The organism is Citrobacter sp. Cpo147 (assembly GCF_030332405.1).
Taxonomy (GTDB): domain Bacteria; phylum Pseudomonadota; class Gammaproteobacteria; order Enterobacterales; family Enterobacteriaceae; genus Citrobacter; species Citrobacter portucalensis.
This window is the reverse complement of sequence record NZ_JAOWHX010000041.1, coordinates 381,863-401,630: the sequence shown is the minus strand read 5'-3', so window position 1 is coordinate 401,630 and position 19,768 is coordinate 381,863. Positions and strand designations below refer to the sequence as shown.

Below are 19,768 nucleotides of genomic sequence, written 5' to 3'. Positions count from 1 at the left end.
ACACGACCGCCCCCATTTCAACAGGAGAGAGACATGTTTGATTTACTCCTGCGCCGTGCGCGCCTCGTTGACGATACGGTGAGCGATATTGCGCTCAAAGACGGCAAGATCGCGGCGTTGGGTGACGTTGATGGTCCGGCGCTGAAAACCATCGAGCTGGGCGGTGAGTGCTACGTCAGCGCAGGCTGGATTGACTCCCACGTTCATTGCTACCCGAAATCCCCGATTTATCACGACCAGCCGGATAGCGTCGGTATTGCGACCGGCGTCACTACCGTGGTGGATGCGGGCAGCACCGGGGCGGATGACATCGACGATTTTTACACCCTGACCCGGGAAGCTGCGACCGAAGTGTACGCGTTGCTGAATATCTCCCGCGTGGGGCTTATCGCCCAGAACGAGCTGGCCAACATGGCCAATATTGACGCTGATGCGGTGCGAGAGGCGGTGAAACGCCACCCTGATTTTATCGTCGGTCTGAAGGCACGTATGAGCAGCAGCGTAGTCGGTGAAAATGGCATCACGCCGCTGGATCGCGCCAAAGCGATGCAAGCACAGAACGGCGACCTGCCGCTGATGGTGCATATCGGCAACAACCCGCCGAATCTCGATGATATCGCTGAGCGCCTGAGCGCGGGTGACATCATTACCCACTGTTACAACGGTAAGCCGAATCGCATTCTGACGCCGCAAGGCGAGCTGCGGGCGTCAGTGACGCGGGCGATTTCACGTGGCGTGCGTCTGGACGTTGGGCATGGCACCGCCAGCCTGAGCTTTGCGGTGGCAAAACGCGCGATCGGCCTGGGCATTTTGCCGCACACCATCAGCTCCGATATTTATTGCCGCAACCGTATCAGCGGCCCGGTACATTCCCTGGCGAATGTGATGTCGAAATTCCTCGCCATTGGGATGTCGCTTCCGCAGGTCATTGAATGCGTTACCGCCAATGCCGCCGATGGTCTGCGCCTGAAACAGAAGGGGCGGCTGCAGGTCGGTCTGGATGCCGATTTAACCCTCTTTACGCTTAAGCGCCAGCCAACCGTGCTGGTAGATGCAGAAAACGACAGCCTGCAGGCTGAACAACTGCTGGTGCCGCTTGCCGCAATACGTGCGGGCAAGGGCTATATGACCGAACAAGGGAGCGCGGAACATGCCTTCGATTTTTGAGAAATACGATTTAAAACAGGTGATTAATACCTCCGGCCGTATGACGGCGCTTGGCGTCTCCACGCCGCGACCAGAAGTGGTTGAAGCCGCGATGGCGGGGATGAACCAATATTTCGAGATGAAAGACCTGGTCAATAAAACAGGCGACTACATCGCGAAATTACTGGAAGTGGAAGGGGCAACGGTTGTCTCTTGCGCCTCGGCCGGGATCGCCCTGTCGGTGGCTGGCGTATTGGTTAAAGATAGCGACTGGCTGCTGGAGAACCTGCACGTCACGCCCATTGAAAACAACGAAATCGTGCTGCCCAGAGGTCACAACGTCAACTTTGGCGCTCCGGTAGGCACCATGGTGGCGCTTGGCGGCGGCAAGTTAGTGGAAGCCGGTTATGCCAACGAATGTTCCGCGGCGCAGCTGGCGGCGGCCATTACACCGCGTACGGCGGCCATTCTGTATATCAAATCTCACCATTGCGTCCAGAAAAGTATGCTCAGCGTGGAGCAGGCCGCGGTGGTGGCGCGTACGCATAATCTGCCGTTGATCGTGGACGCGGCGGCGGAAGAGGATTTGCAGTGCTACTACCGGGTTGGTGCAGATCTGGTGATTTATAGTGGCGCCAAGGCGATAGAAGGACCAACCAGCGGTCTGGTGATAGGTAAAACCCAGTACGTTGAGTGGGTGAAGCGCCAGACGGCGGGAATTGGCCGGGCGATGAAGGTGGGCAAAGAGGGAATTCTTGGACTGACCTGCGCCATCGAACTGTATTTGAACGCGCAGAAAGAGAGCGGCGCGGAGATGGTCGAGAAAATGACGCCGTTCATTAATGCCTTGAACCAGCTTAACGGCGTGAGCGCCCGCGTGGTGTGGGATAGTGCAGGGCGCGACATCGCACGCACGGAAATTAAGTTTGATGAAGCGGTAACCGGGATCGCCACGGGGGAACTGGTCGACGCGCTGAAACAGGGGGAGTACGCGATTTACTTCCGTGGTTACAAAGCCAATGAAGGCATTATCGAAGCCGATGTGCGCAGTGTCGATCGCGCGCAGCTGGAGATTGTGGCCCGTCGAATTGGTGAAGTGATTTCGCAGGAGAAAAATGCATGAAACTGACCCCTAACTTTTATCGCGACCGCGTCTGCCTGAACGTGCTGGCAGGCTCCAAAGAAAATGCCCGAGATATTTATGCGGCGGCGGAAGGACACGTGCTGGTTGGCGTATTGTCAAAAAATTACCCGGATGTCGCAAGCGCGGTAGCGGATATGCGTGAATACGCGGCCCTTATCGACAATGCGCTCTCCGTGGGGCTGGGGGCGGGCGATCCTAACCAGTCGGCGATGGTCAGTGAAATCTCCCGTCAGGTGCAGCCACAACATGTCAATCAGGTCTTCACCGGCGTGGCTACCAGTCGCGCGCTGCTGGGCCAGCAGGAGACAGTGGTCAACGGACTGGTCTCGCCAACCGGCACGCCGGGCAGGGTGAAAATCTCCACTGGTCCGCTAAGCAGCCAGACGCCGGACGGTATTGTGCCGGTAGAAACCGCGATTGCGCTGCTCAAAGACATGGGCGGTAGCTCAATTAAATACTTCCCGATGGGCGGCCTGCAATGCCGTGACGAGTACATTGCGGTCGCGCAGGCCTGCGCCCGTCATGACTTCTGGCTGGAGCCAACCGGCGGTATCGATCTGGATAATTTCACTGAAATCCTGCAAATTGCCCTCGATGTCGGAGTGAGTAAAATCATTCCTCACATCTATAGTTCGATTATTGATAAGGTGAGTGGTAACACTCGTCCGGACGACGTACGCCAGCTGATGGCGATGACCCGGGCCTGCGTAGGCTAACTGACTGATGAGGAAACTGACGTGCGATTCCCCAACCAACGTTTAGCACAGCTGTTTGACATGTTGCAAAACGAAGCGCTTCCGCAGGACGAGCTGGCGCAGCGGTTGTCGGTTTCCACACGCACCGTACGGGCGGATATCACCGCGCTAAACGCGCTGCTCACCCAGTACGGCGCACAGTTTGTCCTCAGCCGGGGTAATGGTTATCAGCTCAAAATTGACGACCCGGCAAGCTTTCACACCCTGCAAACGCAGCAGCCCAATACGTTGCTGCGCATCCCACGCACCAGCCAGGAACGGATACACTGGCTGGTGGTGCGTTTTCTGACATCGGCTTTCTCGCTGAAGCTGGAAGATTTGGCTGATGAATGGTTTATCAGCCGCGCGACGCTGCAAAACGATATGGCTGAGGTGCGCGAGCATCTGCAACGTTATCATCTGACGCTGGAAACGCGTCCCCGTCACGGCATGAAGCTGTTCGGCAGCGAAATGGCGATCCGCGCCTGTTTGACCGATCTGCTGTGGACGCTGGCGCAGCAGGATCCGCAGCATCCGTTAGTGACGCAAGAAGCGCTGAATGCGGGGCTCCCTGAACAGTTGCAACCCGTTTTGCAGGATATTTTTGCCCGTTTCCATATTCGTCTGACCGATGAGGGCGAGCTGTTTTTACGCTTGTACTGCGCGGTGGCGGTACGGCGGATTAGCGAAGGATATCCACTCCCGGATTTTGCCGCAGAAGAGGCCGATCAATCGGTGTGCCTGGCCACGCGGGAAATCGCGGCGGTATTGCACCGCCTGGCAGACAAACCGCTTTCCGTTTCCGAAGAAAACTGGCTACAGGTGCATATTGCTGCCCGCCAGGTACAAGAGATCGCGCCCAGTGCTATCAATGCGGATGATGATGAAGCGTTGGTCAATTACATCCTGCGTTTTATCAACAGCCAGTACAACTACAACCTGTTGAATGACAAACAGTTACATGCTGACATGCTGACCTGCTGACGCATATTAAGACGATGATCACCCGGGTGCGTTACCAGATAATGATCCCCAATCCGCTGCTGGAAAATATTAAACAGCACTACCCCATGGCGTGGGACATGACGCTGGCCGCCGTCTCGGGATGGGGAAAATATACGCCGTACACCATCAGTGAAAATGAGATTGGCTTCCTTGTGCTGCATATTGGCGTCGGGCTGGAGCGTAGTTACAACATCGGTTACCAGAGACAGCCGAAGGTTCTGCTGGTATGCGATGCCGGAAATGCGATGGCGCGGATGATTGAAGCGGTACTGGCGCGTAAGTATCCGCAGATAGAGATCGTCGATACCGTAACGCTTCGCGACTACGAACAGCGGGAAAGCATCAGCGAAGATTTTGTCATCTCTACCGCGCGGATTGGTGAAAAAGATAAACCGGTGGTGATGATTGCGCCGTTCCCTACCGATTATCAGCTGGAACAGATTGGTAAACTGGTGCTGGTCGACAGAACCCGTCCGTGGATGTTGAACAAATTCTTCGATGCCGCCCATTTTCGTGTGATTGACGAGCCAATGGATCAACAAACGTTGTTCAAAACCTTATGCCGTCAGTTGCAGGATGAAGGTTTTGTCGACGCGGAGTTTCTTGATTCGGTGGTTGAGCGTGAGGCCATCGTCAGTACCATGTTGGGTGACAGCATTGCCTTGCCGCACGCCCTTGGTCTGCTGGCAAAGAAAACGGTGGTCTACACCATCCTCGCCCCACAGGGTATCGCCTGGGGCGATGAAACGGCCCACGTGATCTTTTTGCTCGCCATCAGCAAGAGTGAATATGAAGAGGCGATGGCTATCTACGATATCTTCGTCACCTTCCTGCGCGAACGCGCGATGACGCGGCTCTGCGCGTGTCGCAATTTCACCGAGTTCAAAGCGGTTGCGATGGAGTGTGTGAGCCGTTTTTGAGAGGCGTTATCCAGAATTCGATGTAATGCGAATGTAATGCTAAACTGCATTACACATTCGATTTTACTGGAGGCATAATGGCCACGCTGAACGTCCGTCTGGATGACAAACTCAAAAATGAGGCTTATGCCGTGCTGGAAAAACTGAATATTACTCCAACGGAAGCTGTGCGATTACTGTTTCAGTACGTCGCGGAAACGGGGCGCATGCCGGTGAAAACCGTCACCCTTAGCGACAGTGAAGATGCACTCATTCAGACAGTCCGGGAAAGGCTTGCCAGTCCGCAAAAGGGAATCAAGGTTAGTCTGGATGACTTATGAACTGGAATTCGACCCGAGAGCCTTAAAAGAGTGGCATAAACTGGGTGATACGGTGAAGGCTCAGTTTAAGAAGAAGTTGGCCGACGTGTTGTTGAACCCCAGAATTGACTCTGCCCGTTTAAATGGTCTTCCTGACTGCTAGAAAATTAAGCTTAAATCGTCCGGGTTCCGTCTGGTGTACCAGGTTCGGGATGAGGTTGTGGTCGTGTTTGTTGCCGCGGTAGGTAAGCGAGAACATTCAGCCGTTTATCACGATGCAAACAAACGGCTTTAGCGATTAACGCAAATGATGTACAACCTGGTTGCTGCTGCCGCGCCAGATCAGTGCCGGGTCTTTAAGATCCTGCACAAATTTACCATCGACCAGCACGTTGATGAGATCCACCACCTGCATTTGTGCGGCGTTGAGTTCATCAAGCTTGTAGCCGGTCCACACCCAGATATCTTTCCCCGGACACTCAGCGTGAATACGCTGTACCAGTTGCAGGATATCCGGCACGTTTTGCGGATGCAGCGGATCGCCGCCGGACAGCGAAATACCCTGGTGAGGGATTCGCGTGTCGTTCAGATCGGCAATGATCTTGTCTTCCATCTCTTTGGTAAACGGCTGGCCGGAATTGAGTCGCCAGGTGCTTTTGTTATAGCAGCCAGGGCATTCATGCACGCATCCCGACACAAACAGGGTGCAGCGAGTGCCGGGGCCGTTAACGATATCGACGGGATAGTATTGATGGTAGCGCATAGCGGGTGTCCAGAAAGCATGTAGGCCGGATAAGGTGCTTGCACCGCATCCGGCAACATTGTGATGCCTGATGACGACGCGACTGCGTCTTATCAGGCCTACGGCCTTTGCAAACGGAAATTAACCTATCTGCCCATTACCTAAATGCTTAACGCGGCGCTTCACTTCTTCCTGCTTACCGGCGTTAAACGGACGAGCGTCCGGGCTGCCTAAATAACCGCATACGCGGCGGGTGACCGACACGCGTGCGGCGTCGTGGTTACCACATTTCGGGCAGGTAAAGCCTTTGCTGGTGCACTCGAACTCACCGGTAAAGCCGCACTCGTAGCATTCATCGATTGGCGTGTTGGTCCCGTAATACGGCACGTGCTGATAGCTGTAATCCCAGACGTCTTCCAGTGCTTTCAGGTTGTGCTGAATGTTCGGGTACTCGCCGTAGCAAATGAAGCCTCCGTTCGCCAGCGGCGGGTACGGCGCTTCAAAATCGATCTTGTCGTACGGGTTAACCTTTTTCTCCACGTCGAGGTGGAAGCTGTTGGTGTAGTAACCTTTGTCGGTAACACCCGGCACCACGCCAAACTCGGCGGTATCCAGACGGCAGAAACGATCGCACAGGTTTTCACTTGGCGTACTGTACAGACTAAAGCCGTAGCCGGTTTCGTCTTTCCACTGATCGACCGCCTGACGCAGACGTTCCACAATGGCGATAGCTTTAGCGCGAAGCTGCTCGCTGTCGTACAAGTGTTTGTCGCCAAACAGCGCGTTGATGGTTTCGTGAATGCCGATGTAACCCAGAGAAATCGACGCGCGGCCGTTTTTAAAGATTTCAGACACGTCATCGTCTGCTTTCAGACGCACGCCGCAGGCCCCTTCCATATACAGGATCGGTGCAACGCGGGCCTTCACGCCTTCCAGACGCGCAATGCGGGTCATCAGCGCTTTACGCGCCAGGAGCAGACGGTCGTCGAGCAGTTTCCAGAAGGTGGCTTCATCGCCATGAGCTTCCAGCGCGATACGCGGCAGGTTAAGGCTGATAACGCCGAGGTTGTTACGGCCATCGTGGACCTGTTCGCCGTTCTCGTTTTCCCATACGCCCAGGAAACTGCGGCAGCCCATCGGCGTTTTGAACGAGCCGGTCACTTTAACCACCTGATCGTAGTTCAGGATGTCCGGATACATACGCTTGCTCGCGCACTCCAGCGCCAGCTGCTTGATGTCATAGTTCGGATCGCCAAACTTGTGGTTCAGACCGTCACGAATCGCAAACACCAGTTTCGGGAACACGGCGGTTTTACGATTTTTACCCAGGCCGGCAATGCGGTTACGCAGAATGGACTGCTGGATCAAACGCGATTCCCAGCTGGTTCCCAGGCCGAAACCGAAGGTAACGAACGGCGTCTGACCGTTGGCGGTATGCAGGGTATTCACTTCATACTCAAGGGACTGGAATGCGTCGTAGCACTCTTTCTCGGTACGGGAATGCGCATAACCGTCGGCATCTGGGATCTGCCACTCTTCAGCGGTTTTGCGATGCTTATTAAAGCTCTCGGTCACGAACGGTGCGAGAACTTCATCAATACGGTTAATGGTGGTACCGCCATAAATATGGCTGGCAACCTGCGCGATAATTTGCGCGGTGACGGCCGTCGCGGTGGAGATGGATTTTGGCGGCTCAATCTCCGCGTTACCCATCTTAAAGCCCTGCGTCAGCATACCTTTCAGGTCGATCAGCATGCAGTTAAACATTGGGAAGAACGGAGAGTAGTCGAGATCGTGATAGTGAATATCACCACGCTCGTGCGCCTGGACGACATCACGCGGCAGCAGGTGTTGACGCGCATAGTGTTTGGCGACGATACCGGCCAGCAGATCGCGCTGGGTCGGGATCACTTTGCTGTCTTTGTTGGCGTTTTCGTTCAGCAGAGCAGAGTTGGTTTGCTCAACCAGACCACGAATTTCCTGGTTCAGACGGCCACGTTTTTCACGCTGTATATCACGGTCGTGGCGATATTCGATGTACGCACGGGCGAGTTGTTTGTACGGACCAGACATCAGCTGGTTTTCTACCGCTGTCTGGATCTCGTTGATATCGACCTGGCTGCGCTCATTCATCTGGCTACTAACGACTTCTGCGACGGTGGCACAGTAATCTGCGTCATCGACTCCCGCTGCTTTAGCTGCACGCAGAATGGCTTCTTTGATGCGCTCTGATTTAAACGGCACTTTACAGCCATCTCGTTTCATCACATGCGGTGTCATGATCACTCCATATTTATAAGAACAGGTTATCCACAGAGGTTGGAGAAGCGGCCATGGCTTTATTCATCTATCTGGCCAATGACTTCCCGCAATCCTGACCCACTTTATCCACAATTCCACCGTTAAACGGTGCACTGTAGTTGTAGCAATTGTAGTCGATTAATACAACATATTGGGTCGGCGTGCATTTTAAGTTCTATATGTAGTGATTTGCATCAAGGATGTTTACGATTTATTTGATGTAGCGCAAAGTAAAAATCGGAGCGTACAGATGACGGGCAGTACAGCGATTGTAAATTGTGGGCAGAAAATTCTGATTAATTATTCAACAAAAACAGGAAGCTAAGCTAAGCGTATATAGCAACGCCCGGTAGCGCTATGCGTACCGGGCCTGAACATAATTGCAAGCTATTTTTGCAACCACCAGACGGCCTCAAAAGGACGCAGTGTCATGTCCCCAGGTTGGCTGGCAACCTCGGCATAGTTGTGCATCAGCACCTGCCAGTTTCCGTCGGTCTGGGCTGGCTGCCAGCTCTGGAAGGTATCGCTCAGATTGGCAATGACCAGCAGCCGCTGCCCTTGCCACTCTCGTTGATAGCACCACAGATGCGGGCTGTCCGGTAGCAGATCCTGGTAGTCGCCCCAGGTGATAACCGGCTCCGCTTTGCGCAATGCGATCAGCTTCTGATAGGTGTAGAACACCGAGTCGGCATCGTTCAGTGCTGCCGCCACGTTAATGTCTGCTGCGTTGTCACACAGATTGATCCATGGCTCGCCGCGGGTGAAGCCCGCGTGTTTGCTGGCATCCCATTGCATCGGCGTGCGGCTGTTATCGCGTGATTTACTGGCGAGGATCGCCAGCAGTTCTTGCGCATCGCGTCCCTGGCCGTTCAACTCGGCAAACATGTTATGGCTTTCCACATCGCGATAATCGGTAATCTGGCGGAAGTGCGGGTTGGTCATACCGATCTCTTCACCCTGGTAGATATAGGGGGTGCCCTGCATGCCATACAGCACCATCGCCAGCATTTTGGCCGACGGAACGCGGTATTTACCTTCATCACCAAAACGCGACACGATGCGCGGCTGATCGTGGTTACACCAGAACAGCGCGTTCCATGCCTGATTGTGCATGCCCTGCTGCCAGTGGCGGAACAGGGTTTTTAGCGCGACATAATTGGGTTTTGCTAACGTCCACTTCTCACCGTTGGGGTAATCCACTTTCAGGTGGTGGAAGTTAAAGGTCATCGACAGTTCGCTACCATCTTGTGCGGCGTACTGCTGGCAATGTTCCAACGTGGTGGATGACATTTCGCCGACCGTCATCAGGTTGCGTGGGGTAAAAACATCGCGGTTCATCTCACGCAAAAATTCATGCGCGCGTGGGCCGTCGGTATAAAAACGCCGTCCATCGCCGTCGGGATCGTTCGGGAAGTCCTGGTCTTTAGAGATAAGATTCACCACGTCGAGGCGCAGTCCGTCCACGCCGCGATCGGCCCAGAACTCGCAGACTTTTTTTAGCTCGGCGCGGACCGCCGGGTTTTCCCAATTCAGGTCGGCTTGCTCCGGAGCAAAGAGGTGCAGATAGTACTGCTCGCTTTCGGCGTGCCAGTCCCAGGCGTTGCCGCCAAACTTGGAACGCCAGTTATTCGGCGGGCAGTCTGGCGTGCCGTCGCGCCAGAGATAAAACTGACGATACGGGCTGTCTTTATCCAGCGCTTCACGAAACCAGGCGTGCTGGGTTGAGGTGTGGTTAAACACCATGTCGAGAATAATACGGATGCCGCGTGCTTTCGCCTGTACCACCAGTTCGTCAAAGTCTTCCAGCGTGCCGTAGGCCGGATCGACAGACGTGTAGTCTGCGACGTCGTAACCGTTATCAACCTGCGGCGAAATATAGAACGGCGTCAGCCAGATGGCATCAACGCCCAGCTTTTGCAGATAGTCGAGGCGCTGCGTCACGCCGCGTAAATCTCCGGTGCCGCTGCCGGTGGTGTCCTGAAAACTCTTGGGGTAAACCTGATAGATAACGCCGTTTTGCCACCAGTGGGGAATATTCATGGTTGTTTCCTGGAAATACGCTGGGGCGCAACTGCGCCCCGAAGAAAAGTTAGACAATCTGTAATGTGCCCAGACGGTGTTTACGCTGGTAAACGAATGAGGTCAGTACCATTGGGATGACAATCGCAATGACCATCGCCATGCCAAAGACCTGCCAGTAAGTCGGCTGGATGGAGAGGATGCCCGGCAAACCGCCGACGCCAATCCCGTTCGCCAGCACACCGTTCAGGCCGCACAGCAGTCCGGCGAGACCGGAACCGATCATCGCGCACAGCATCGGGAAGCGGTATTTCAGGTTGATCCCATACATCGCTGGTTCGGTTACCCCGAGATAAGCGGAGATCGCGGCAGGAACGGAGATTTCACGTTCGTTGTGTTTGCGACTGGAGATAATGATCCCGACCACCGCAGAGGCCTGAGCGATATTCGACAGGGCGATCAGTGGCCATACCGGCGTGCCGCCCATGCTCTGAATCATCTGCATATCGATAGCCAGCGTGGTCTGATGCACACCGGTGATCACCAGCGGGGCGTACAGGAAGCCGAACAGCGCCGCGCCAATCGGGGCAAAGCTGCCGGTCAGCAGATGACGGACCGCAAACGCGACACCGTCGCCAATCATGCGGCCAAATGGACCGATAAAGGCATGCGCAAGGAATACCGCAAGGATCAGCGAGCACACCGGGACGATCACCAGATACAGGTAATCCGGGACGATGCGCTTCATGCGTGTTTCAATAAACCCGAGCGTCAGCCCGGCCAACAGTGCCGGAATGACCTGCGCCTGGTAGCCCACTTTCTCAATGCTGAACAGGCCGAAGTTCCACACGTCCGGCACCTGCTGACCGAGCAAATAGGCGTTCATCAGTTGCGGAGAAACCAGGGTCACGCCCAGCACAATACCGAGGATCGGCGTACCGCCCATTTTCTTCACCGCCGACCAACAAATCCCGACCGGCAAATAGAAGAAGATCGCTTCGCCAATCAGCCACAGGAAGTCATAGAGGGTTTTCAGCGAAGGATGCATCTGCGCCAGCGTCTGCCCGTTACTCATGGGCAGATCGCCGATCACGTTACGGAAACCTAAGATCAGGCCGCCGCTAATCAGCGCTGGCAGCAGCGGGAAGAAGATCTCCGCGAAGTGAGAAATCAGCTGCTCGTGCCACTTCATGTTCTGCCGCGCCGCTTTCTTTGCCTGCTCTTTGTCGGCACTGGCTTGTCCGGTGGTCGCCAACAGCGCTTTGTAGTAATCGCCCACCTCGGTGCCAATTACCACCTGAAATTGCCCGGCGTTGGTGAAGCAGCCTTTGACCATTGGCAACAATTCGATCTCTTTCGGTCTGGCGTTTGCAGGCTGATTCAGCACAAAACGCAGGCGAGTAATGCAGTGGCTCACCGTAGCGATATTGTCGCGCCCGCCAACCAGCTCAATCAGCCGGTCGATGTCTGCTTGTTTTATTTTGCTCATGATGGTGTGTGTTCCCCGTAGACCGGAAAAGACGCTGTTGCGTCGTCATTCGGCAACTCTCTCGTTGTTGACGCCAGAGTATATCTTCGATGATTTTTTAAAAATGGGAACGTTCCCGAAACGCAGCGAAGATCACAAATTAATGCTCAGAAAGCGATCAGGAGAGGGTGGAAGGAATAACGATTTGTCGTGGTTCGCTACGGCCGTTGATCTGTTCGATCAGCTGCGAGGCCACTTGTCGCCCGGCTTCGGCGTATCCTGGATCGACGGTGATAATTTCCGGATGGAGGAATTTCATCAGCGGCGTGCTGCCCACGCTTGCCAACTGCAGGTTCTCTATTCGCTGCTCCTGCAAGTATTTGCTGACGCCAAGGGCAAGGGTATCCGTCGCACAGACTAAGGCGGTGGTTTCCGGGGTGATGACGTTGGCGGCCTGTTCATAGCCCTGCTTCATGGCCAGACCAGGTAGCGCTGCCACAGGATGCAGTTTATGTTTTTTACAGAATGCCAGGTAGGCCTCATGGCGGCGTTTACCAGTGGTCACATCGCTATGCGGAACACCAAGAAAGCTAATATGGCGATGCTCGCGTTCGTATAAACGCTGCATCAGGGTACGAATGGCACCCTCATCGTCATAGCAGACGGAGGCAAAGCCTTTTGCATCTCTTGCCAGCAGCACCAGAGAATCCTGCCAGGAGGCGAGCATGGTTTCAGTAATGCCGGTAAAACCGAACAGCACCACGCCATCAATGTTACGGCGTCTGAGCATGCCGAGATGTTCTTCAACCAGCTCGGGCGAGAACTGGCTTTCCATCATGATCGGATCGTAGCCCTGTTCATAAAAGGCGGGCAACATGGTCTGCACGGCGAGATTTTCCGAAAGCGAGTCCAGACGCGTGACGATAATCGCCACCACCTTGTCGCTTTGTCCGCGCATGGCGCGTGCGGAGCGGGAAGGGGAAAAACCGTGCTGATTCATCACCGCCTCAACGCGTTCGCGGGTGCGTTCACTCACGCCGCTTTCATTGTTGAGCACACGGGAAACGGTTGATTTTCCCACACCGCTTAAGCGGGCGATGTCTTTAATGGTCAGCCGATTTTGCATCCTGTTTTCCCATGTTGCGTGTGAAGTTATGCCAAATAGAGAATAACTTTACTCAAGCGCAGTGCAATGGGCAAAGTCTGGTATATGTTTGGTTTAGTTTCCATGGTTTATCATACCGCCATAATTGCCACAAACCTTATGGTTTTCTGCGTATAATCCGCAGCGCAAATCATTCACTTACCGGAGGCTATATGGATCCCGATCCCACCCCTCTCCCGAGATGGAGAAACAACCCTTTCCGGTAAGCTTGTCTTTCACTGTCTTACCGGAACTGTAAGACAGTGACGTTCTGACGTCCCTGTTGTGATTTTAATATTGCCACCAGGCAAGGCTTTGCCACGCCTGAAGGATTTACTGCGCCTGTTTATACTGGTGCAGAGGGACTGCCTATGTTCAAAAATATAACCCGCCAGCTGTTTGCCCGGCTAAACCGCCATTTACCGCATCGTCTGGTGCATCGTGATCCATTGCCGAATGCTCAGACCGTTGCCAGCACGCCGATCCCGCCATCGCTGAGCGAACATTGCCTGAAAATGGCGCTGATGGACGAAGAAGCGCTGTGGAAAACGTTCGGCGCTCATCCGGAAGGCTTAAACGCCGCAGAAGTCGAAAACGCCCGCGAAATACATGGCGAGAACCAGTTGCCGGCGCAGAAGCCGTCGCCCTGGTGGGTGCATCTGTGGGTCTGCTATCGCAACCCGTTTAATATACTGCTGACCATTCTCGGGGCGATTTCCTATGCCACCGAAGATCTGTTTGCCGCTGGGGTCATCGCCCTGATGGTCGTCATCTCTACGCTGCTGAATTTTGTGCAAGAGGCGCGTTCCACCAAAGCGGCTGATGCGCTGAAAGCGATGGTCAGCAACACCGCCACGGTGCTGCGCGTTATCAACGAGAAAGGGGAGAACGGCTGGGTTGAACTGCCGATCGACCAGTTGGTTCCCGGCGATGTCATCAAGCTGGCGGCAGGGGATATGATCCCAGCCGATTTGCGCGTGGTGCAGGCTCGTGACCTGTTCGTGGCCCAGGCTTCGCTGACCGGTGAATCGCTGCCGGTGGAGAAAGTGGCAACCAGTCGCGATCCGCAGCAAAGCAACCCGCTGGAATGCGATACCCTGTGCTTTATGGGCACCAACGTAGTGAGCGGCACGGCGCAGGCCATTGTGATTTCAACCGGCGCCAATACCTGGTTCGGGCAACTGGCAGGCCGCGTCAGCGAGCAGGAAAGCGAGCAGAATGCCTTCCAGAAAGGGATCAGCCGCGTCAGCATGCTGCTGATCCGCTTTATGCTGGTGATGGCGCCCATCGTGCTTATCATCAACGGCTACACTAAAGGCGACTGGTGGGAAGCGGCGCTGTTTGCCCTGTCTGTGGCGGTGGGACTGACACCGGAAATGCTGCCGATGATCGTCACCTCAACGCTGGCGCGTGGGGCGGTGAAGCTGTCAAAACAAAAGGTTATCGTTAAACACCTCGACGCTATCCAGAACTTTGGCGCGATGGATATCCTGTGCACCGATAAAACCGGCACCCTGACTCAGGATAAAATTGTACTTGAGAATCATACGGATATCTCTGGAAAGCCCAGCGAACATGTCCTGCATTCTGCGTGGCTGAACAGCCATTATCAGACCGGGCTGAAGAATCTGCTGGATACGGCGGTGCTGGAAGGCGTGGACGAAGAATCAGCCCGCCAGCTCTCGACTCGCTGGCAGAAAATCGATGAGATCCCGTTTGATTTTGAACGTCGCCGCATGTCGGTAGTGGTGGCAGAAGAAACCGATGTACACCAACTGGTCTGTAAAGGGGCGCTACAGGAGATCCTCAACGTCTGTACCCAGGTGCGTCACAACGGTGAGATAGTCCCGTTAGATGACAACATGCTGCGTCGGGTGAAACGCGTCACGGACACGCTGAACCGCCAGGGGCTGCGCGTGGTGGCGGTGGCGACGAAATACCTGCCAGCGCGTGAAGGTGATTATCAGCGTATTGATGAATCAGATCTGATCCTCGAAGGCTATATTGCGTTCCTCGATCCGCCGAAAGAGACCACCGCACCTGCGCTTAAAGCGCTGAAAGCCAGCGGTATTACGGTGAAAATCCTCACTGGCGATAGCGAATTGGTGGCGGCGAAAGTGTGTCATGAAGTGGGCCTGGATGCGGGTGATGTGGTTATCGGTAGCAGCATTGAAGGGTTAAGCGATGATGAGCTGGCTCGGCTTGCTCAGCGCACCACGCTGTTTGCCCGTCTGACGCCAATGCACAAAGAGCGCATTGTCACGCTGCTCAAGCGCGAAGGCCATGTGGTCGGCTTTATGGGCGATGGTATAAACGATGCCCCGGCGCTGCGCGCGGCGGACATTGGTATCTCCGTTGACGGCGCGGTAGATATTGCACGTGAAGCGGCGGATATCATTCTGCTGGAAAAGAGCCTGATGGTGCTGGAAGAAGGGGTGATCGAAGGGCGCCGTACCTTCTCTAATATGCTGAAGTACATCAAAATGACGGCCAGTTCTAACTTCGGTAACGTGTTTAGCGTGCTGGTGGCGAGCGCCTTCTTACCGTTCCTGCCGATGTTACCGCTGCACTTACTGATTCAGAACCTGCTGTACGATGTATCCCAGGTAGCGATTCCGTTTGATAACGTCGACGAAGAGCAGATCAAAAAGCCGCAGCGCTGGAATCCTGCCGAGTTGGGCCGCTTTATGATCTTCTTTGGACCGATCAGCTCGATCTTCGACATTCTGACCTTTTGCCTGATGTGGTTCGTCTTCCATGCCAATACGCCTGAACATCAGACGTTGTTCCAGTCTGGCTGGTTCGTGGTGGGCCTGCTGTCGCAAACGTTGATTGTGCATATGATCCGTACCCGTCGCGTGCCGTTCATCCAGAGCCGCGCCGCATGGCCGCTGATGCTGATGACGCTGGTGGTAATGGTGGTGGGCATTGCATTACCGTTCTCGCCGCTGGCCAGCTACCTGCAATTGCAGGCGCTGCCGCTGAGCTACTTCCCATGGCTGATTGCGATTCTGGCGGGTTACATGACATTAACCCAGCTTGTGAAAGGTTTTTATAGCCGTCGCTACGGCTGGCAGTAATCCTCAACGTCTCTGCAGGATGGTGTTAATACCATCATGCATTTTTCTTTTTCATTCGAAAGATATTCTCCCAAAATATTAGTGTTTTATTTTTATTGAAATGCTAACGGGTGTTATTAGTATCAAATCGCCTTCTTTGCGTTGTTTTTGTATCAATAAAACGATCTGCATTGCAAAAATGAAACAGTGTGCTAAAAATTTTAAGCATCTGCGATTTTTTGTGAACGCAGTCATCGAAATAAATTGTTACACCAGTTAGTCTGCGCAGGTAACGTCGTTAAGAAAGTTTCTCGCTGCCCGTTTTTAATTCCGGCAGTCATTTGCTCTGCAAGCTATTCCTGTTAATGGATATTATGAACTTCTGGAGAAGGACAAATGAAACTGACAAAAAACCTGTTAAGTCTGTGTATTGGCGCGTCTGTATTCCTGGCGAGTCATGCAACGCTGGCACAAACTTTTCGCGCCGCAGATGTGCATCCGGCTGATTACCCTAACGTTGTTGCTGTCAAACATATGGGGGAAAAACTTAGCGCTGCGACCGACGGCCGTCTGGAGATTAAAACCTTTCCAGGTGGCGTGTTAGGCGATGAAAAACAGATGATTGAACAGGCGCAATTAGGCGCTATCGATATTATTCGTGTCTCAATGACGCCTGTTGCCGCCATTCTCCCTGAAATTAACGTGTTTACCCTGCCATATATTTTCCGCGATGAGGACCATCTGCATAAGGTTCTCGATGGCATGATCGGTCAGGAAATTGGCGACCGTCTGACGGCCAATACCAAATCGCGGCTGGTGTTTCTCGGTTGGATGGATGCCGGCACGCGTAACCTGATCACCAAAAATCCGGTGGTGAAACCGGAAGATTTACACGGTATGAAAATCCGCGTTCAAGGAAGTCCGATAGCGCTGGATACCCTGAAAGCGATGGGCGCTAACTCCGTTGTCATGGGCGTCAGTGAAGTATTTAGCGGCATGCAGACCGGCGTTATTGATGGCACGGAAAATAACCCGCCAACGTTTGTTGCGCATAACTATTTGCCGGTCGTGAAAAACTATACCTGGAGTAAACACTTTATTATTCCTGAGCTTTTTCTGTTTTCGAAAGCTAAATGGGATAAGTTGAAAAAAGAAGATCAGGATCTCATTATTAAACTCGCCAAGGAAGCACAGATAGAGCAACGAAAACTTTGGCATGATTATAATGCGAAATCACTGGAGACCATGAAAGCCAACGGCGTTCAGTTCCACGATATTGATACGGACTTTTTCTATAAAGCCACGCAGTCAGTGCGGGATAATTACGGTAAAGACCACCAGGATTTGATCAAACGTATTCAGGATGTGAAGTAATTCATCAGGTGGAGGATATCAACCCTCCGCCTGAATCTTTTGATTAATTCGAGGTGATAATTATGGGTGAATGCTATTCATCGGTAATGGATTTTCTTTATCGGGTGTCAATGTGGATTGCCGGTATCGCATTATTGGTCATGGTCGCCATTATCCCCATTGGCATATTCGCGCGTTATGTTCTGAATAACGCCCTGTCATGGCCTGAACCCGTCGCTATTCTCTGTATGGTGACATTCACCTTTATTGGCGCGGCGGTGAGCTATCGTGCAGGCTCGCATATCGCGGTGAGCATGGTGACTGACCGTCTGGGGGATGCTTCCCGCCGTTATTGCTCGGTAATCGCAGACGTTATGTTGGTGGCGATAAGCCTGTTTATCCTCTGGTACGGAACCAATCTCTGTCTTGAACTGTGGGACCAGCCCGTGGCGGAATTCCCGCTTTTAAGCGCCGGGCAAAACTATCTTCCGTTGCCAATTGGCTCTGCCATAACGCTGCTGTTTATCGCAGAAAAGATTTTCCGTGGACCGCAGTACCAACGTCCCGTTGTTATGCTGGGATCGACCAGCTAGTTACCGCCCCCATTTCAGAAAGGAAAGCAGATGGATGCATTTATTCTCGTCTTTACGCTCGGCATTATGCTGGCGATTGGGGTACCGGTAGCGTACGCAGTTGGCATTAGCGCCATCATTGGGGCCTGGTACATAGATATTCCGCTGGAAGCGGTAATGATCCAACTGACCAGTGGGGTGAATAAGTTTTCGCTGCTGGCGATCCCATTCTTTATTCTGGCCGGGGCTATTATGGCCGAAGGGGGAATTGCGCGGCGACTGGTGAACTTTGCCTATATTTTTGTTGGTTTTATCCGCGGCGGACTGTCGCTGGTAAATATTGTGGCATCAACCTTTTTTGGCGCTATTTCCGGATCGTCCGTGGCGGATACCGCGTCCATCGGTTCGGTAATGATCCCGGAGATGGATAAAAAAGGTTATCCGCGTGACTTTGCCGCAGCGGTAACGGCCAGCGGTTCGGTGCAGGCGATTCTTACGCCGCCCAGCCATAACTCGGTTATCTACTCGCTGGCAACCGGTGGCACGGTGTCGATTGCCGCGCTGTTCATCGCCGGGATCCTGCCGGGGCTGCTGTTAAGCCTCAGCCTGATGGTGATGTGTGTGGCGTTCGCGCACAAGCGCGGTTATCCAAAAGGAGAACGTGTACCGTTTCGCCAGGCGCTGAAGATTTTCGTCGATACGCTGTGGGGCCTGATGACCGTTGTGATCATCATGGGCGGTATCCTGTCAGGTATCTTTACCGCAACGGAGTCTGCGGCAATTGCCTGCCTGTGGGCCTTCTTTGTCACCATGTTTATCTATCGTGACTATAAATGGTCTGAGCTGCCGAAGCTGATGTTCCGCACGGTGAAAACGGTCACTATCGTCATGATCCTGATAGGCTTTGCCGCTGCGTTCGGTGCCGTCATGACCTATATGCAGTTGCCGATGCGTATCACTGAAGCCTTCACCAGCATCTCGGACAACAAATACGTCATCCTGATGTGTATTAACATCATGCTGCTGCTGATCGGTACGCTGATGGATATGGCACCGCTGATCCTCATTCTGACGCCGGTTCTGCTGCCGGTGACCAACGCGCTCGGCATTGATCCGGTTCATTTTGGCATGATCATGCTGGTGAACTTAGGGATCGGCCTGATTACGCCGCCGGTAGGGTCGGTGCTGTTTGTGGCCAGTGCGGTGAGTAAACAGAAAATAGAGCAGGTGGTGAAGGCGATGCTGCCGTTTTACCTCGTGCTATTCCTGGTGCTGATGCTCGTGACGTACATTCCGGCGATTTCGCTGTTCCTGCCGAAACTGTTTGGTGTGATGTGATAAATGCCCGGTGGCGCTTGCGCTTACCGGGCCTGTAAAGGACCCGTGCATTGGCCGGACGAGGCAAAGCCATCATCCGGCACAAGAAGACTTAGCGACGAACAGCGATCGCTTCAATCTCGATTTTCACGTCTTTCGGCAGACGGGCAACTTCTACGCAAGAACGCGCAGGGAAGGTCGCGTTGTGTTCGGTGAAGAATGCTTCGTAGGTCGCGTTTACAGTTGCGAAATCGTTCAGGTCTTTAACGAAAACGGTCGTTTTTACGATGTCGCCCACTTTCAGGCCTGCTGCTTCAACGATAGCTTTTACGTTTTCCAGCGACTGACGTGCCTGAGCGGACACGTCTTCCGCTACGGCACCGGTTTTCGGATCGACCGGGATCTGACCGGAAGTGATTACCATGCTACCCAGGTCAACGCCCTGAACGTATGGGCCGATTGCTGCTGGTGCATTTTCCGTCGCGATAGTCTTGCTCATGATTTCTCCTGAATTACAGCGGTAGTAGAATGTTCCCGCTCATTAT

At 53.8% G+C, this 19,768-nt stretch carries 15 protein-coding genes and 2 pseudogenes; 11 read left to right on the top strand and 6 right to left on the bottom strand.

Features of this window, described 5'->3' with window-relative positions:
* Window positions 1-33 precede the first annotated feature (33 nt).
* The 6 genes and pseudogenes from OGY06_RS22585 to OGY06_RS22560 all read left to right on the top strand — a co-directional run bounded on the left by OGY06_RS22585 (window position 34) and on the right by OGY06_RS22560 (window position 5,543).
* Complete coding sequence (locus OGY06_RS22585; protein ID WP_003830377.1) at window positions 34-1,167, top strand: amidohydrolase/deacetylase family metallohydrolase; 1,134 nt, start codon at window positions 34-36, stop codon at window positions 1,165-1,167.
* Window positions 1,151-2,269 carry a DgaE family pyridoxal phosphate-dependent ammonia lyase gene (locus OGY06_RS22580; protein ID WP_032942188.1) on the top strand — a complete coding sequence of 373 codons (1,119 nt, stop codon included), beginning with the start codon at window positions 1,151-1,153 and terminating at the stop codon, window positions 2,267-2,269. The genes OGY06_RS22585 and OGY06_RS22580 overlap by 17 nt, the downstream gene beginning before the upstream one ends.
* Window positions 2,266-3,006: a 2-dehydro-3-deoxy-phosphogluconate aldolase gene (dagF, locus tag OGY06_RS22575; protein WP_286605973.1), complete on the top strand. Its 741-nt coding sequence runs from the start codon at window positions 2,266-2,268 to the stop codon at window positions 3,004-3,006. The genes OGY06_RS22580 and dagF overlap by 4 nt, the downstream gene beginning before the upstream one ends.
* A gap of 21 nt (window positions 3,007-3,027) precedes the next feature.
* Window positions 3,028-4,949, top strand: a pseudogene (locus tag OGY06_RS22570) (BglG family transcription antiterminator).
* 77 nt (window positions 4,950-5,026) lie between these two features.
* The gene (locus tag OGY06_RS22565) at window positions 5,027-5,269 is read left to right on the top strand and encodes a type II toxin-antitoxin system RelB/DinJ family antitoxin (protein ID WP_003830370.1); all 243 of its coding nucleotides are present in this window, start codon (window positions 5,027-5,029) and stop codon (window positions 5,267-5,269) included.
* Window positions 5,259-5,543, top strand: a pseudogene (locus tag OGY06_RS22560) (type II toxin-antitoxin system RelE family toxin). Before OGY06_RS22565 ends, OGY06_RS22560 begins: the two are co-directional and overlap by 11 nt.
* A gap of 3 nt (window positions 5,544-5,546) precedes the next feature.
* On the opposite strand, the gene nrdG reads toward OGY06_RS22560, so the two are convergent.
* The 5 genes from nrdG to treR form a co-directional block, all read right to left on the bottom strand.
* Window positions 5,547-6,011: an anaerobic ribonucleoside-triphosphate reductase-activating protein gene (nrdG, locus tag OGY06_RS22555; protein ID WP_003830365.1), complete on the bottom strand. Its 465-nt coding sequence runs from the start codon at window positions 6,009-6,011 to the stop codon at window positions 5,547-5,549.
* Between the two features lie 120 nt (window positions 6,012-6,131).
* On the bottom strand, window positions 6,132-8,270 hold the full coding sequence (gene nrdD, locus OGY06_RS22550; RefSeq protein WP_048236263.1) for an anaerobic ribonucleoside-triphosphate reductase: 2,139 nt from the start codon (window positions 8,268-8,270) through the stop codon (window positions 6,132-6,134).
* Between the two features lie 408 nt (window positions 8,271-8,678).
* A complete protein-coding gene (gene treC, locus OGY06_RS22545; protein ID WP_286605972.1) occupies window positions 8,679-10,331 on the bottom strand; it encodes an alpha,alpha-phosphotrehalase in 1,653 nt (550 codons plus the stop codon).
* A gap of 49 nt (window positions 10,332-10,380) precedes the next feature.
* The gene (treB, locus tag OGY06_RS22540; protein ID WP_286605971.1) at window positions 10,381-11,799 is read right to left on the bottom strand and encodes a PTS trehalose transporter subunit IIBC; all 1,419 of its coding nucleotides are present in this window, start codon (window positions 11,797-11,799) and stop codon (window positions 10,381-10,383) included.
* Window positions 11,800-11,956: 157 nt separating this feature from the next.
* Window positions 11,957-12,904 (bottom strand): trehalose operon repressor TreR, encoded by a 948-nt coding sequence (gene treR / locus OGY06_RS22535; protein WP_286605970.1) that lies wholly within the window; start codon window positions 12,902-12,904, stop codon window positions 11,957-11,959.
* Window positions 12,905-12,915: 11 nt separating this feature from the next.
* Here treR and mgtL point away from each other — a divergent pair, with 11 nt between their 5' ends.
* The 5 genes from mgtL (at window position 12,916) to OGY06_RS22515 (ending at window position 19,244) form a co-directional block, all read left to right on the top strand.
* Window positions 12,916-13,149, top strand: a complete 234-nt coding sequence (gene mgtL / locus OGY06_RS23240; RefSeq protein WP_122973918.1) for a mgtA regulatory leader peptide MgtL — start codon at window positions 12,916-12,918, stop codon at window positions 13,147-13,149.
* A gap of 144 nt (window positions 13,150-13,293) precedes the next feature.
* Window positions 13,294-16,002 carry a magnesium-translocating P-type ATPase gene (mgtA, locus tag OGY06_RS22530; RefSeq protein WP_197385335.1) on the top strand — a complete coding sequence of 903 codons (2,709 nt, stop codon included), beginning with the start codon at window positions 13,294-13,296 and terminating at the stop codon, window positions 16,000-16,002.
* A 375-nt stretch (window positions 16,003-16,377) separates the two neighbouring features.
* A complete protein-coding gene (locus tag OGY06_RS22525) occupies window positions 16,378-17,355 on the top strand; it encodes a TRAP transporter substrate-binding protein (protein ID WP_286605969.1) in 978 nt (325 codons plus the stop codon).
* Between the two features lie 62 nt (window positions 17,356-17,417).
* Window positions 17,418-17,927: a TRAP transporter small permease gene (locus OGY06_RS22520; protein ID WP_043018240.1), complete on the top strand. Its 510-nt coding sequence runs from the start codon at window positions 17,418-17,420 to the stop codon at window positions 17,925-17,927.
* A 30-nt stretch (window positions 17,928-17,957) separates the two neighbouring features.
* Window positions 17,958-19,244: a TRAP transporter large permease gene (locus OGY06_RS22515; RefSeq protein ID WP_003830349.1), complete on the top strand. Its 1,287-nt coding sequence runs from the start codon at window positions 17,958-17,960 to the stop codon at window positions 19,242-19,244.
* 91 nt (window positions 19,245-19,335) lie between these two features.
* Here the strand turns inward: OGY06_RS22515 and ridA are convergent, their stop codons facing one another.
* Window positions 19,336-19,722, bottom strand: a complete 387-nt coding sequence (gene ridA, locus OGY06_RS22510; protein WP_000047544.1) for a 2-iminobutanoate/2-iminopropanoate deaminase — start codon at window positions 19,720-19,722, stop codon at window positions 19,336-19,338.
* Between the last annotated feature and the right edge of the window lie 46 nt (window positions 19,723-19,768).